14 protein-coding genes are annotated in these 14,829 nt (G+C 62.3%); 6 read left to right on the forward strand and 8 right to left on the reverse strand.

All coding sequences use genetic code 11. The features are described from left to right. Positions 1 to 21 precede the first annotated feature (21 nt). Entirely contained in the window at positions 22 to 1,110 is a 1,089-nt protein-coding gene (locus APH42_RS04325; RefSeq protein WP_060492815.1) for a hypothetical protein, read from the forward strand. Between the two features lie 22 nt (positions 1,111 to 1,132). Here the strand turns inward: APH42_RS04325 and APH42_RS30105 are convergent, their stop codons facing one another. Then, complete coding sequence (locus APH42_RS30105; RefSeq protein ID WP_176729454.1) at positions 1,133 to 1,294, reverse strand: hypothetical protein; 162 nt, start codon at positions 1,292 to 1,294, stop codon at positions 1,133 to 1,135. A 208-nt stretch (positions 1,295 to 1,502) separates the two neighbouring features. Between APH42_RS30105 and APH42_RS04330 the strand changes: the two genes are divergently transcribed. Together APH42_RS04330 and APH42_RS04335 are read left to right on the forward strand one after the other, a co-directional pair. Beyond that, the gene (locus tag APH42_RS04330) at positions 1,503 to 2,780 is read left to right on the forward strand and encodes a bifunctional O-acetylhomoserine aminocarboxypropyltransferase/cysteine synthase (RefSeq protein WP_012271664.1); all 1,278 of its coding nucleotides are present in this window, start codon (positions 1,503 to 1,505) and stop codon (positions 2,778 to 2,780) included. Between the two features lie 64 nt (positions 2,781 to 2,844). Next, positions 2,845 to 3,609: a hypothetical protein gene (locus APH42_RS04335; RefSeq protein WP_012271663.1), complete on the forward strand. Its 765-nt coding sequence runs from the start codon at positions 2,845 to 2,847 to the stop codon at positions 3,607 to 3,609. Between the two features lie 17 nt (positions 3,610 to 3,626). Here the strand turns inward: APH42_RS04335 and APH42_RS04340 are convergent, their stop codons facing one another. Next, positions 3,627 to 4,142 (reverse strand): thioredoxin family protein, encoded by a 516-nt coding sequence (locus APH42_RS04340; protein ID WP_041166457.1) that lies wholly within the window; start codon positions 4,140 to 4,142, stop codon positions 3,627 to 3,629. Positions 4,143 to 4,152: 10 nt separating this feature from the next. After that, the gene (locus APH42_RS04345; protein WP_012271661.1) at positions 4,153 to 4,428 is read right to left on the reverse strand and encodes a DUF2790 domain-containing protein; all 276 of its coding nucleotides are present in this window, start codon (positions 4,426 to 4,428) and stop codon (positions 4,153 to 4,155) included. A gap of 221 nt (positions 4,429 to 4,649) precedes the next feature. Between APH42_RS04345 and APH42_RS04350 the strand changes: the two genes are divergently transcribed. The 3 genes from APH42_RS04350 (at position 4,650) to APH42_RS04360 (ending at position 7,264) form a co-directional block, all read left to right on the forward strand. After that, positions 4,650 to 5,390, forward strand: coding sequence for a response regulator (locus tag APH42_RS04350; protein WP_012271660.1), 741 nt, complete (start codon positions 4,650 to 4,652; stop codon positions 5,388 to 5,390). After that, entirely contained in the window at positions 5,387 to 6,673 is a 1,287-nt protein-coding gene (locus APH42_RS04355) for a HAMP domain-containing sensor histidine kinase (protein WP_012271659.1), read from the forward strand. Before APH42_RS04350 ends, APH42_RS04355 begins: the two co-directional genes overlap by 4 nt. A 108-nt stretch (positions 6,674 to 6,781) precedes the next feature. Next, on the forward strand, positions 6,782 to 7,264 hold the full coding sequence (locus APH42_RS04360; RefSeq protein ID WP_012271658.1) for a DoxX family protein: 483 nt from the start codon (positions 6,782 to 6,784) through the stop codon (positions 7,262 to 7,264). 32 nt (positions 7,265 to 7,296) lie between these two features. On the opposite strand, the gene APH42_RS04365 is transcribed toward APH42_RS04360, so the two are convergent. The 5 genes from APH42_RS04365 to APH42_RS04385 form a co-directional block, all read right to left on the reverse strand. After that, the gene (locus tag APH42_RS04365) at positions 7,297 to 7,992 is read right to left on the reverse strand and encodes a DUF2063 domain-containing protein (protein WP_060492816.1); all 696 of its coding nucleotides are present in this window, start codon (positions 7,990 to 7,992) and stop codon (positions 7,297 to 7,299) included. Further along, positions 7,985 to 8,818 (reverse strand): DUF692 domain-containing protein, encoded by an 834-nt coding sequence (locus tag APH42_RS04370; RefSeq protein ID WP_012271657.1) that lies wholly within the window; start codon positions 8,816 to 8,818, stop codon positions 7,985 to 7,987. Before APH42_RS04370 ends, APH42_RS04365 begins: the two co-directional genes overlap by 8 nt. A 73-nt stretch (positions 8,819 to 8,891) precedes the next feature. Then, entirely contained in the window at positions 8,892 to 9,332 is a 441-nt protein-coding gene (locus APH42_RS04375) for a hypothetical protein (RefSeq protein WP_060492817.1), read from the reverse strand. 174 nt (positions 9,333 to 9,506) lie between these two features. Beyond that, positions 9,507 to 10,058, reverse strand: coding sequence for a DUF4174 domain-containing protein (locus tag APH42_RS04380; RefSeq protein ID WP_012271655.1), 552 nt, complete (start codon positions 10,056 to 10,058; stop codon positions 9,507 to 9,509). 229 nt (positions 10,059 to 10,287) lie between these two features. Continuing rightward, entirely contained in the window at positions 10,288 to 14,784 is a 4,497-nt protein-coding gene (locus tag APH42_RS04385) for an NEL-type E3 ubiquitin ligase domain-containing protein (protein ID WP_060492818.1), read from the reverse strand. Positions 14,785 to 14,829 lie beyond the last annotated feature (45 nt).

Genomic DNA, 14,829 nt, shown 5'->3' on the forward strand with positions numbered 1-14,829 from the left:
ACCGCCACGGAGCCCCTAGGCATGGATCGCGACGCCCTCGTTCAACAGGTTCAGTTGAACATCCTGAAACGCTACGACGTCTTGCTTGATTGCAGCGAATTCGACGACAGCACACTGAACAAGTTAAGCAAACGCTTGCCCAAGGCGAATGGCGAGCACGCGACCTTCGCACGCTGGTGCGAACATGTGTTGGGGGACCACCGCCCTGCAGTGGCACGCTTCAAATACCCAGTCTCCGGACAGACGCGTATCGACACACTGCGCCTGGGCATGCGTGAAGGCCTGTCGACCCAGGAAAGGGCACTGACAGCACAGATTGAAGAACTGAAGAAACAGATCAACGCGCTGCAGGCCAAACAATCGGCGCTACCCACTCACGTTCAACCTGCCGTGGACTTCGAACAGGTGCGTTGGGAGCACGCCTGGCAGTATTTCTATGCAGGCCGGCGTGACGTATTGCGCAACTTGCTGGCTGATGTGCGGGATGTCGAAGGGCACATTTTCAACGCTCAAGGTGAGCGCAACCGCAATTATCGCGAAGTGCTCGACGAAGGCATCCGTTACATGCTTGAGGGTCTGCAACGCCTGGGTTTCATCATCGACGTCACATTGACCACCGCCAGGGAACATGGCTTCATGCCTCAGTACTTCGATTACTACCGTACGCCTGAGCGCGACGATCGATTCGACCATTTGCTCAGCTTCGAAATACCGGAGATGCCGACCGATATCCTGGTTCCGCTACCCGAGGAGGTCAGCGACAAGTCGATCTGCCACGTCTCGCTGTACCGTGGCAGTGCAGCACGGGCTACACCTGAAGAAGTAGAGCACTTGGGGGCATTTCTGCACAGGATGTTCGCTGCGCTCGCCAAGTCGGCCGACCACGTACCACGCGCAGGGCTGCGAGAGCATCTGCTGCTCGCCCTGATGCTGTCCTGGAGCGCCCCCGGGGTAAGCCTGGACGATATGCACTACAGCTCGGTGTACTCACACTCTGACGAGGCGTGGGTAACGCCGAATGCGCAGCCGGCCGACCAGCCCATCGAAATGAGCCCACTGAAGGTTTTCAAGCTGCTGGCCAACGCGGTGGCAGCGCACAGCAATAATTGACCGCTCTGTGCAGGGGGGCAGCTTAGCGTGGGCCGCCGCCTTGGTGGCCGCCAAAGCCACCGCCACCGCCGTGGCCACCACCATGCCCCCCACCACCACCCGGCGGCATGAACATCCAGCAACCCGACAAGGCGGATACCAGCGCCGCCACCAGGGCTGCGCGGAAAAGGTGTTTCAACTTCATAGCAACGCTCCACTAGGCTAGATCCGCTGCCCGCCGTTGGCCGGCTTGGCAGCGGGCGGATTCTAGAGCGGCGGCATGATGGCCCGGGGAAACTTTGCCTATCTTTACAGTCGGCGCAGGCGCACGGGCACAACCACGACGTCCTTGACCCACGCCCGCCCGCCGACGCATGCTCGAACGCTTCCACCCACGCTCAAGGAACGATTGCATGAAGCTGGAAACGCTTGCCATCCATGCGGGCTTCAGCCCCGACCCGACCACCCGGGCGGTGGCCGTACCGATCTACCAGACCACCTCCTTCGCCTTCGACGACACCCAGCACGGCGCCGACCTGTTCGACCTGAAGGTGGCCGGCAATATCTACTCGCGCATCATGAACCCGACCAACGATGTGCTGGAGCAGCGCATGGCTGCCCTCGAAGGCGGGGTGGGCGCGCTGGCGGTGGCGTCGGGTATGGCGGCCATCACCTACGCCATCCAGACCGTCGCCGAAGCCGGTGACAATATCGTCTCGGTGGCCAAGCTGTACGGCGGTACCTACAACCTGCTGGCCCACACCCTGCCACGCATGGGCATCCACACCCGTTTCGCCGCCCATGACGACATCGCCGCCCTCGAAGCGTTGATCGACGCACGCACCAAGGCGGTGTTCTGCGAGTCCATTGGCAACCCCGCTGGCAACATTGTCGATATTGCCGCGCTGGCCGAGGCCGCCCACCGTCACGGTGTGCCGCTGATCGTCGACAACACCGTGGCCACCCCAGTCCTGTGCCGACCGTTCGAGCACGGCGCGGACATCGTCGTGCACTCGCTGACCAAGTACATTGGCGGCCACGGCACCAGTATCGGCGGCATCGTCATCGACGCTGGCAAGTTCCCCTGGGCCGACAACAAAGAACGGTTCGCCTTGCTCAACACCCCCGATCCGTCCTACCACGGCGTCACCTACACCGAAGCCTTCGGCCCTGCCGCTTTCATCGGCCGCTGCCGCGTGGTGCCGTTGCGCAACACGGGCGCCGCGCTGTCACCGTTCAACGCCTTCCTGATCCTGCAAGGCCTGGAAACCCTGGCCCTGCGCATGGAACGCCACACCGAAAATGCGCTGAAGGTCGCCCAGTACCTTCAGGCCCACGAACAGGTGGCCTGGGTGAAATACGCCGGGCTACCCGACCACCCCGAGCATGAACTGGCCCGGCGCTATACCGGCGGCAAACCGGCATCAATCCTGTCGTTCGGCATCAAGGGCGGGCAGGCGGCCGGCGCACGCTTCATCGATGCGCTGCAGTTGGTGGTGCGCCTGGTGAACATCGGCGACGCCAAGTCTCTGGCCTGCCACCCCGCCTCCACCACCCACCGCCAGCTCAACGACGAGGAGCTGGAGAAGGCCGGCGTGCCACGGGACATGGTGCGCCTGTCGATCGGCATCGAGCACAGCGACGACATCATCGCCGACCTGGCCCAGGCCCTGGAGGCCAGCCGCGCCTGACGCATCCGCGCCCCACCCAATGCCGACGGCGGGCGCGCCTTCAATTAGCCTGGATACACCCGCAATGACCCTGTTTTACCTGAAACTGACGGTCACTCCTTTGTTGATGTGGGCCATCTCGCTTGCTTCCCGGCGCTGGGGCGGCCTGCTGGGTGGGCTGCTGTCCGGCCTGCCGATCACCTCGGCGTTGGTGATCACCTTTCTCTGCCTGGAACAGGGCCCGGCCTTTGCCTTGGGGGCGATACCCGGTGCACTGGGTGGCCTGGCAGCGGTGCAGACCACCTACACCTTCTATTTGTTGGCCACCCGCCGCCTCGGCATCGCTGCGTCCGTCCTGCTGGCGTTGCTGTGCTATGGCCTGGCCGCCTATGCGTTTACCCACTGGGGCAGCCTGTACCTGTCGATTGCCGTGGCGCTGGCGCTGATCTGCGTGTTGATCGACGCCAGCGGCCGCGAGCCCACGCCGGATACCCTGGCCCGCCCCCGGCACCGCTACTGGGAGATCCCCCTGCGCATGGTGTCTGCCACTTGCCTGCTGATGGTCATCACCCGCCTGGCCAGTTGGCTGGGCCCGGCGACCAGCGGCATGCTGGCGCCGATCCCGGTGATTGCCTGGCCGCTGGTGGTGTTCGCCCATGTGCAGGGCGGGCGGGCCGCAATGGCGGCGATGGTGCGGGGCAATGCGATCGGCGCAGTGGGGGTCATTGCGTTTTATCTGGTGTTGGCGGGGCTGCTCGAAACCTTGGGCATGGCCATCACGATCAGCCTGGCCATGCTCTGCGCCGTGGTGCTGACTGTCGGGTTGGCCACTGTGCTGCGGCGGCGCTGACTGGCCATGCAGGCCGATCACCCTTTTTCATCCAGCAAAGCCTGTATCACCTGTTCCTGCCCGCCATAATCCCCTTCGCCAAAGTGCACATGGCGCACCTGCCCCTTGCGGTCGACAAAGTAATGGGCCGGCCAGAACTGGTTGCCCCAGGCATTCCACACGTTGTAGTCGTTATCCACCGCCACCGGGTAGGCAATCCCCAGGCTGGCCACCTTGCCCCGCAAGGTGGCGACATCATGCTCGTAGTCGTACTCTGGCGTGTGCACCCCAACCACCACCAGCCCCTGGTCGGCATAGCGCCGCGCCCATTCGTTGACATGCGGCAGGCTGCGCTGGCAGTTGATGCAGTCCCAGGTCCAGAAATCCACCAGCACTACCTTACCCTTGAGCGCCGGGCCATCCAGTGGCACCGAGTTGATCCACTGGCTGGCGCCCGACAGCGACGGCATGGCGCCGTAGCTGTCGCGTGCCATCAGGTGCCCGGCCAGGCCCAGCCCCGTCAACGCCAGGGCAACACCACCCACCTTCAACATCAGGCGGCGATCAATTGTCATGGCAACCGCCGGTGGCGTAGGTACGGTACTGCACGCTCTGTGGCTGACCATGGGAGTCAAGGTAGTCCATGCGGGTGTTCACCAGCCCACAGGCATTGCTCTGATCATCCTGCACCGACAGCACTTTCTTCACATCCAGGTGCTCGCCGTAGCGGTACTGCATGGCCCCGCCATCGTGCATCGGGGTAGCGGCGGCCTGGGCAGCGATGGCACCGAAGCTGAGCACGGCGAACAGGCTGGCGCTGGCGAAAGTCTTGACGTTCATGGCATCTCTCCTGAGTAACACTTGGGTGTGGGGAGTGTTGTTCCCCGGTCGAGAGCCATTTCACGCCTGCCAGGTATCCCGTATGTGTCGCCCAACACGGTGATGTGCTTTCTGCTGTATCTGTACCCATGGCAGATACACTGCAATACAAACCCCCGCAGGCAAGCGCGAACGCGCTCGGTACACTGCGCCCATCCCCTCTTTGCACAGGAACGCAGCGCATGGAACACGTCGATCACATCCTGATCGTCGACGACGACCGCGAAATCCGCGAACTGGTCGGCAACTACCTGAAGAAGAACGGCCTGCGTACCAGCATCGTCGCCGACGGCCGGCAGATGCGCGCCTTTCTCGAAGCCAACAGCGTCGACCTGATCGTGCTCGACATCATGATGCCCGGCGACGATGGCCTGCTGCTGTGCCGTGAACTGCGTGCCGGCAAGCACCGCAACACCCCGGTATTGATGCTGACCGCCCGCAACGACGAAACCGACCGGATCATCGGCCTGGAAATGGGCGCCGACGATTACCTGACCAAGCCGTTCTCGGCCCGCGAACTGCTCGCCCGTATCAACGCCGTGCTACGCCGCACGCGCATGCTGCCGCCCAACCTGACCATCAGCGAAAGCAGCCGCCTGCTTGCTTTCGGCCAGTGGCGCCTGGACACCACCGCGCGCCACCTGCTCGACAGCGAAGGTACCCTGGTGGCCCTGAGCGGCGCCGAATACCGCCTGTTGCGGGTGTTCCTCGACCACCCGCAGCGGGTGCTCAGCCGTGAACAACTGCTTAACCTGACCCAAGGCCGCGAGGCCGACATCTTTGACCGCTCCATCGACTTGCTGGTCAGCCGCCTGCGCCAACGACTGGGCGACGATGCCCGCGAGCCCAGCTGTATCAAGACCGTGCGCAGCGAGGGCTATGTGTTCTCGCTGCCGGTGCAATTGCTCGAGTCGCTGTCATGAAATGGCCTCGTACCCTGGCCTCGCGCCTGGCACTGATCTTCTTCACCGGCCTGGTGCTGGCCTACGGCCTGTCGTTCGGCCTGCAGGCCTACGAGCGCTATATCAGTAGCCGCTCGATGATGCTCAACAACCTGGAGCAGGACGTGGCCACTTCGGTCGCCATCCTCGACCGCCTTCCCGCAGCCGAACGTGCTGCCTGGCTGCCACGCCTGGAACGGCGCACCTATCGCTACCGCCTCGACCAGGGCCAGACAGGCGAAGCAATGACCAGCAGCGACCCGCCGATGGCCGCCGAGTCGATCGTCAAGGCCATTGGCAGCGACTATCGCCTGACCTTCCAGGAAATCCCCGGACCGAATGCGCACTTCCAGGCACACCTGAACCTGGCCGACGGTGCGCCACTGACCATCGACGTGACCCCGTCGCCGGTGCCGGTGGCACGCTGGCTACCCGTGGTACTGCTGATTCAGCTGGCTGTGCTGTTGCTGTGTACCTGGCTGGCAGTGCACCTGGCCATCGGCCCGCTCACCCGACTGGCCCGGGCGGTGGACAACCTCGACCCGGACCGCCCCGGTGTGCAACTGGATGAAAGCGGCCCCCGCGAGGTGCGCTACGCGGCGGTGGCCTTCAACGCCCTGCAGGCGCGCATCGCTGCCCACCTCAAGGAACGCATGCAGTTGCTGGCGGCCATTTCCCACGACCTGCAAACGCCGATCACCCGCATGAAGCTGCGCGTCGAGGTGATGGACGAGGGGGTGGAAAAGGACAAGTTGTGGAGCGACCTAGGCGAAATGGAGCACCTGGTGCGCGAAGGCGTGGCGTATGCCCGCAGCATGGATACCAGCACCGAAGCCCCTTGCAGGGTCAACCTTGATGCCTTCCTCGACAGCCTGGTATTCGACTATCAGGACAGCGGCGCCCAGGTGGCGCGCCACGGCAGCACCGGCAGCCTGCTGGAAACCCGCCCGCATGCCCTGCGCCGAGTGCTGGTGAACCTGGTGGATAACGCGCTCAAGTTTGCCGGTGCTGCCGAACTGGAAGTGTGCCGCGAGGGCGGCATGACCGTGATCCGTGTGCTCGACAACGGGCCTGGGATACCCAGTGGCGAACTGGATGAAGTGCTAAAGCCGTTCTACCGGGTGGAGGGTTCGCGTAATCGCAGCACGGGTGGCACCGGTTTGGGGCTGGCCATTGCCCACCAGCTGATCCAGGCCATGGGGGGGCGACTGACCCTAAGCAACCGCGAAAGTGGCGGGCTGTGCGCACGGATCGAGCTCAACTGAAAAGCGCGCACCTACAATCCGATACACAACCCCCGCACCGCCGACACACTGCAGACACCCCACAACCACACACTCCCGGTCACACAACTAGCCCCGGGAGCCACCTTGATGAAAGCCATTACCCTGACCACCTTCGACCACATCGGCAGCTGGAGCGCCGACCTGCCGTTACGGCTGTTCCTGGCTTGGGAGTTTTTTGAATCCGGCTGGGAGAAGTTCAATGGCAGCAACTGGTTCGCCGACCTGCAAACCCGCTTCCCATTCCCCTTCAACCTGCTACCAGTCGAGCTGAACTGGCAGCTGTCGATGTGGGCGGAGCTGGTGCTGCCGTTGCTGCTGTTGTTGGGCCTGGGTACCCGGCTGGCTTCCTTTGGCTTGATGGTCGTGACCGTAGTAGCGATTGCGGCGGTGCATTGGCCGGCGCACTGGTCAGGTTTGGCTGAGCTGGCGCAGGGGTATGCGATTACCGACCAGGGCTTTGGCAATTACAAATTGCCGCTGATCTACTTGGTTGCATTGCTGCCTCTGCTGCTCAAGGGCGCCGGGCGCTTGAGCCTGGATCATTGGCTCAGGATGCGGTTCAGCAAGTAGTATCGCGGGGGCGTTTTGCGCCCCCAATGCTCTCAAACCGTGCCGACAATGATGCCCGCTTCGCGCATCCCCTGGAGCAACCCCAGCCCCTGCTCCAGATCCCCACCCAACGCCTGCAACCGCTCCCGTCCACGCCCCTGCTCCACCAGCAACCGATACGCCATCGGTGCCAACCGCGCAAAGCGCACCTGCAACCCCGCATCGCGATAAACCAGCAGCAAGGTCGGCGCCTCTGGCGCAACCGTTGGCTGGTAATCGGCGCTGATGCGCTCAACCGGCCACCGGTAGGCCAGCACCCGCGCCACGCAAGACAACAGCGGCTCGCCAGCCAGCAGGTCACCCGCAGGATCATGCAGCGGATCCTCGGCATCGCTCAGGTACAGCTGCGTCTCGATCCACTCGTAATGCGCCAGTTCCAACTGCCAGGGCGCATCCGGCTGCACGCCTTGCAAGTAATCGACGAACGTCTCTGCAATCTCGGTGAACAACGGTGTCTGGCTACGGTAGTTGGCATAGAAATCACGCACCCGCACATGCCAACGTTGCTCGCCCAGGGCCTGGCGCATGACAGGAAAGCTGCCGGCCAGCAAGCCTTCGATGGCGCCATAGAATAACTCCCGGTAAATCTTCAGGCGCCGTGCTTGCGCGCCAGGTGGCGGAGCATTGCGCAGCGGGTCGCGCAGGTGGCGAGCCAAGGCGTATTGCTGTTCGCGCAAGGTCTCATTCATGCCTCTGCCCTCCCCAGCTACGCTGCATGTCACGGATACGTGCTGTCTCCTCCAGCAGCTGTGCCAGTGGGGGGAGGTTGAAGTCACGTTCGAGCACGGTCGGCTGCACCCCAAAGCGTTCACAGGCGAACGCGTACAGTGCCCAGACATCTTCCTTGACCGGCGCCCCATGGGTGTCGACCTTGAGGTCCGGGGCCTCATCGTAATGACCGGCAATGTGCATGCAGGTCACCCGCGCCCGGGGCAAGCCTTCAAGGAATTCCCGGGCGTCATAGCCGTGATTGCAGGCATTGACGAATACATTGTTGACGTCCAGCAGCAGGTCACAGTCGGCTTCATCGAGTACTGCACGAATAAATTCAAGTTCACTCATCGCAGCGTAAGGGGCGGCGTAGTAGCTGATGTTCTCGACAGCGATACGCCGTTCCAGGTGCGTCTGCGCCCGGCGTATGCGCGCCGCCACATGGTGCACCGCTTCATCGGTGAACGGGATGGGCATCAAGTCGTACAGGTGCCCGTCATCACTGCAGTAGCTCAGGTGTTCGCTATACAAGCGCACTTGGTGGCGATCGAGAAACTGCCGGATCTGGTCGAGGAACTGCCAGTCCAGCGGCGCACTCCCCCCCAACGACAACGACAACCCATGGCAGGTGATGGGAAAACGCTCCGCCAACTCGGCCAACCCCTTACCGTAGGCACCGCCCACGGCAATCCAGTTTTCCGGCGCGCATTCGAGAAAGTCCACTGCACCCGGCGCCATGGCGAGCAGTTCCGGCAACAGGCCACGGCGCAAGCCCAACCCAGTATTCAACAGTGCGGGAAGCATAAACAGGTCTCCAACAGGCACAACGCCCCGCCTGACCAGCAGGAGGGGCGTTGCATCACATCAAGGGATAAGGTCAGGACTTATTGTTCAAGTGGCTGAACAGCCCTTCAGGCATGGCCTTGCCGTTGGCCTGGTAAATCGCCTTCAGGTGATCCGCTGCTTCCTGTTCGGAGATGAAGCCATCATGGTTACTGTCGATCTTGTCGAAGTCGCCCGCACGGTCCTTGGCCACCGCCACGAACTCTTCGCGCGAAACCTTGCCATCGTGGTCCCTGTCGGTCTTGGCGAACGAGGCGTCACCGCACTTGCCTTCGCCGCATTTGCCTTCGCTCTGGGTGACCTTGCCGCTGGCGCCGCATTTGCCTTCACCACACTTGCCCTCGCCGGCCACCTTGGCCGATGCCAGCTGGTAACCCTGGGCCAATGGTTCGACGGCAAACGCGCTGCTGCTCAGTGCCATGCTGCCGATCAGGGCGGCGCCGAGCAGGCCGAGGGTAGTTTTTGCTTGAGTCATGATGTAGCTCCACAGTGGTTGGAAAGTGGAGCCATTAGGCCGTTGCGGTTTGTCGTGGATGTATCGTGTGGGGCGCGCTTTTGTATGGCAGTAGGTCTGCCGTGCGCGCAGATACAGTGGGATACACAACACCTGGCAGCTGGCCCCAACGTGCCTTGGGGCCATGATGCGTGTTCAGTCTTCCAGCGGTTTGGGCGGGGCCGCCGGTTTGGCTGGCTTGGCCGGCTTGGTGTCCTTGGCCTTGGCTTCCGGTGCCGCTGCTACGGGCTCGGGCGCCGCCACCGCCTTTTCGCTGGCAGGCAGTTCATCGACTGCCTTGAAGATCACCTGCGGGTCGATGGCCTCGCCAGTGTCGTCGTCCTTGAGCATGTGCCGCTCGCCATCCTTGCCGACCAGGATCACCTTGGTGCCCTTGCTCGCCCCCAGCTTCAGTTCACGAATCAGGGCCATGGTGGTCTGCTGTTCGAGGTTCTTGTCCTCGCGCTTGCCCATCATGTTGGCGACGCTGTACAGCACAAGGTTGCGCTCCTTGAAGGCTGCCTGGGTGGCCGGATCCTCGAGCGCCTTGTTCAACCCGCGCAAGGTCGGGTCGGCACTGCTCGGGGCGATAACCACCAACGGCCTGGCCTTACCCAGTTCCTTGGCTAAAGGCGCATCACTGTCTGCGGCAAACAGGGGGCCGGCAACAGCAAGCAAGGTTGCGAGGGTCAGTGACCGGACGAGCATGCGTATCTCCTTATTGTCTCGATATACCAATGACTACAGATCACGGAGAAAAATCCGACAAGGAGCCTAAACCACTTCACACAAGAACGGGGGGTGCAAAAGTAACTGTCGATTTCCGAGCTACCTGAAGCCAGGGCAACGGCGTTGGCACAATCCACCGTCACCCAGACTGAGCATAGCCCAAAGCCGCCTTGGTCAGGGCCAGGTAAACCCTTACCCTGAGTTGTGGTCAACGCACCGGTATGCCTAGCTCCTCGGGCCCCGCTTCCATCGCACGAATCGTCATGTCCAGCATCAGCCCCCTGCGTGCAGCACGCTGCGCATCTCGAATGGCATCCGCCTGCTCGATCTTTGCGCCCTCCAGGAGCGCTTCATCGTCAAGTACCGTTTCAAGCTGTCGCCTGAAGGGCAAGTCGACCGCAGCGAATTGGTCAGGATGGGTACGCTCCAGGTGCGCCTGCCAAAATTCACGATCAACCATTGAACGTGCGATCTCATCCGGGGTTTCCGCGTTCCGCACAGCGGCTTCTGCCTCTGCCAGGTCCGCGTCCAAAACGCCTGAAACAGCCTGGAAGCTCATTTCCCCCACCTGCAGGGGCAAGTCAAGCCGCTCCCTTAGCCCGATCCTGAAGGCCAACCCCACTTCGCTGCCTTCCAGCGCCCTGGCGTGTTGGATTGCCCATCGGCTGGCGAACCTGTCGACTGCATCCTGGCGCCATAGGCGTCTTCCCAGGCCAAGCAAGGCGCCTTCGCTATGTTCTCCAGCGGCATGTTCTACCTGCCAGACAAGCATGTTCAGTTCGAGGTTGCTCAAGCACCAGGTTGCACCGTCCTGGCACCCCCACTCATCATTGGCCACGGACAGCAAGTTCTGGCGCAATTCCGGCGTCATGGCCATCGCCTGCACTAACGCCATTACCCGATTGCCCAATGCCCGCGCGTTGACACGAAAGTCCTCGGACAGCAAAAGCTGCCCAAGGACACGGAAAAAGCGCCCGGCATCTTGCCGTTCATCCAGCGAGTCCCAGGCCGCAAGCATCAAGCCGCGATGCTCCGGGGCCACCGCATCGCCCCAGACTTCACGCGCGTGCTGCAGGCGCAGAAACACTTGCTCCTCGTCGACCACAGGAACGTCGCTCCTCAGCGAGGCTCGCAAACGCCCCATCTGGGCCTCGCCCAACGGGTTCGCGCTCAGGCGGATCCGCCGCCGACGCCATACGGGCATCTGGAAAAACTGCTCCGGAATATGCCTGATGCGGTTCTCCCGCAAGTCAACGGATACCAGCTGAGCACGCTCGAACACGCCTGCGGGGAATTGCGTGATGTGTGTGTCGCGCAAGTTCAGCCATCGCAGTTCGGTCAAACCGGCCAGCGGAAACGGGCGCCCCAGTGGATTGTGGGACAGGTCGAGAGACTCCAGGCTCGTACAACTGGCCAACGTGGCGGTTTGCTCCATGTTCAGACGAATCCGGTTATGGGTCAGACTCAGATGCCGTAGTTGCGGTATTTGCAGCAGCGGTTGTGGTAGGCGCGTCAACAGGTTGCCGCCCAGGTCAAGGGTTTGCAGGTTGGGGAAAGCCAGCAGGAAACTGTTGGGTACTTCCAGGAGATTCAGGTGCAACATCGATAGGCTGGTAACGCCTCTGAAGCTGACTTGCGCAGGCATGCTGGGCAAGCCGTCCAATCTGAAATTGCAGAAGATGGCATGCAGGTTTTGTTGCGCATCGATTTGCAACGCCCCAACACCGACCGACCGTCTCCAGCAATTGAACAAGGTCTGGCGCAAGGCATCTCGATCCTCCCTGGCTTCGCCCTGTCCCTGTGCCACCCAGGTATCCAGCGTGTTGCGCAGTACCGTGAGCTCATTGCTCAGGTCGCTCAGTACCCGTTCAAGTTGATGCCCTGAACGCCTGGCCTCATCGACGAGGGTCTCGATCTGCACATCACTCAACCAAGGAAAGAGATCCCGCAGCGTTGCTCTCAGGGCTCTGCCTCTCGATGCGAAACCACTCACGCCAGCGCCACCCAGCGGGTAGCCCAAACGCCCATCTGCCAAGCGCAGGGGCATTCGAACAGCGCCCGGGCGTACCGCGCCGAGCAGACGAGCGATCTCATCACGGCGGCTGACTGCTTCGCGCCCCAGCAGCACCCTGAGGTTGTGCGAGAACGGCTCGCCGACCCTCATCGCCTCACGTTGCTCATCGGTATAGGCTAGCGCCATGACGTCGAACAACTCTCCCGGCGCCCCGAGCGCCTTGCCTTGGTCATCAAGCAACTGGAAACGGCCATTCAAGTGCACCAGATCGAACGCTCGCTGCCCCTGTTCGGTTTGCGCCAGCATCGGCCCATCCAGGGAACCTTCGTACAAGCGCCAGCGCACACCTTGTTCGCTTCCAGGCAGGTACCGCAAGAGGCCCAGGGCCACCCGAGCCAGGTCTGCATTCTGTGGCGTATCCAGGTACAGCGCTTCAAGTACCCGGACCTGACGCATAGCCGACAGGCTGCCCCTGGCCGCTTCGGCCAGCCCCAGCGCAACCCTGCCGCTAGAGAGCAGACGCCTGCGCTCGACACCATTGGCGGCTTTTACCAACGCTTGTGCAGCGCGCACGTGCAACCCTGGAAAAACCCGGCGTAGGGCTGCGCTGCCAGGGCTGTCGGTAGGCTGCAGCGCTTCGTACAGGTGATGCAATAGTGTTCGGCGCTGCGTCCATGCCAACTCAGCCAGTGCCTGATCTGGCAGGCCATCCGCACCTGGCAACCGCCGCGCATGTTCAAGCACGGTTACATCCTCTACCGGCATGCCACTGCGCAGACAACCAATCATGCTGCGAATGCGCTGATCGAGCTTGACCCGCAGCACACTGTCAAGCATGCCTGGGCTTGGCGCCTGGGCATGTACATGCAAGCTACGCACATCGTCACCATCAAGGTCATGAAGCAGCAGGACCTGGTCGATCTCTTCGTCACCCAGCCTGCTGAATGCCCCGCCAAAGCGCCGGAACATGCGGTATCTATCGGCCCACTGACTCGGTTGCTCGCTCCACAATCGCCAAGCGCCAGCACCATTGTGACGTAGCATCGGCCCGTGGCCGTCGACGGGGCACAGTTGCCACTGACCGTCGCCAGCCGGCGCCGTCACGCGGTAGTCATACCCGTCCATTTCGATCCAGGCCTGCCCATCCAGGCGCCGAATGCCCAATGCGTCCTGGCCGGTGGCCGCAACGGGGGCCTGGCTTTGAAACGGCGTCAAATCGAGTTGCCAGAGTTTGACAGTGCCGTCCTCCAGCCGAGCCGGCAACATGGCATCAACGCACGCGGAGCGCGCCCAAATCCGTCGTGCCACGGCAACCCCCGCAACCGTGGTCGCAAGCACGGCAAGGTCAGTGGCGACATGGGTCAAATGATCGAGTGCCGCTTGGCGATCCCCTTCCTGCCATGCCTCGAAGCCATGGTAGACCTCGCCCAGCAGCTCCCAAGCCGTCACGGCAAGCAGCGCCACGCCAAGGCCCGGCACAAAGAAGCTGGCCAGGTTGAGCAGTGCCCACCCCTCGGCCTCCAGGCGCTCGTCATGCTGGCGCTGAACCTCACGATCAAGCCGTGCCACAGGTACCGCGATCATCGCTGCATCTTCCTTGATCTGGCGTATACGTGCCTGTGCCAGGCTGTTGAACAACGGTTGCGGGTAAGGGTGCAAACGCGGCTCGAGATCACGGAATGCCCAAACCGCCAGATCATCGAACAGCGCCATGACCTGAGCGAAAAACGCCTGGCTGTCACGGCGCAGCACGAAGCGGCTGAAGAAACGCTGATAGGCCTTGTCTCGAAAGCGGCGACCCAGTTCCCGGTTCAATTTGTCGATGCTGTCAAATACGCTCCAAGGTGACACCGGATCCCCAGGCACATAGAGCAATACCCGGCGCGTGGTATTGAAAAGAACGCCCTGGTCAATTACCTCGAACACGATCACCTGCTCGATAAGGCAACCCAGCAGCTTCAGTTGCCTGGCTTCAACACGGTCCCCCGCCAGACGCAGCAGCTTGCCATCCGCGCACACAGTCACCATCAGTTTGAGCTCGCTGTCATCCAGCTTTCCCTCCTGCCTGGCTTTATAGGCGTCCACCAGCATGGCGTAGCGGCTGGTATCCCCAAGCTGAGACTCCACGCGCCTGGCATCACCCGCGGGCTTCAGAGTGGAATCCAGGTGACGTTGATAACACGCCCCCAAATCCAGCTCACGGCACAGCGTGGCAAGTTCGATGCTGGTGGGCGGTGCGCCCCTGCCCTGACGCGAAACCAGTAGGCGATTACCACGCGGCTGGCCACCCGCCTGGGCCTGCTCGGCAGTGAAGTTGCGCAGGACCACCTCGAGCAGCGGCTTTTCTTCGTAGACCACTTCGGTAAGGTGCGCGCCAACCGGCTGACTGTTGATCACAGGTTCCCGACGGCCCTCCAGAAACCTGAGCGCGCGCGCGTTACGAACAATCCCGTAACGCTCGCCAAGGGCCTTTTCCAGGCCCGCTGCAACGAAACTGTCGATGCTTTCGATGCCCCGCAGCAGCGCATTCACTTGCTCACGACAGCGCAGGCTATTTGCCAATGCCATGCTGATCTCTGGCAGTTGCTCGGCGGGTGCCTGACGCAACCAGAGTGGCAGGCGCTTGCCGATGATGCCGTCCTGGAAAGCATCGATGGCTGCCTGTGCGCTTGATAGCGGAGTAGTGTCCATTGCCTGAGGCCTCTTCATGAAAAGAGGCAAGGCTAAGCAGCATGC

Source organism: Pseudomonas sp. NBRC 111140 (assembly GCF_001320885.1).
Classification (GTDB): domain Bacteria; phylum Pseudomonadota; class Gammaproteobacteria; order Pseudomonadales; family Pseudomonadaceae; genus Aquipseudomonas; species Aquipseudomonas putida_P.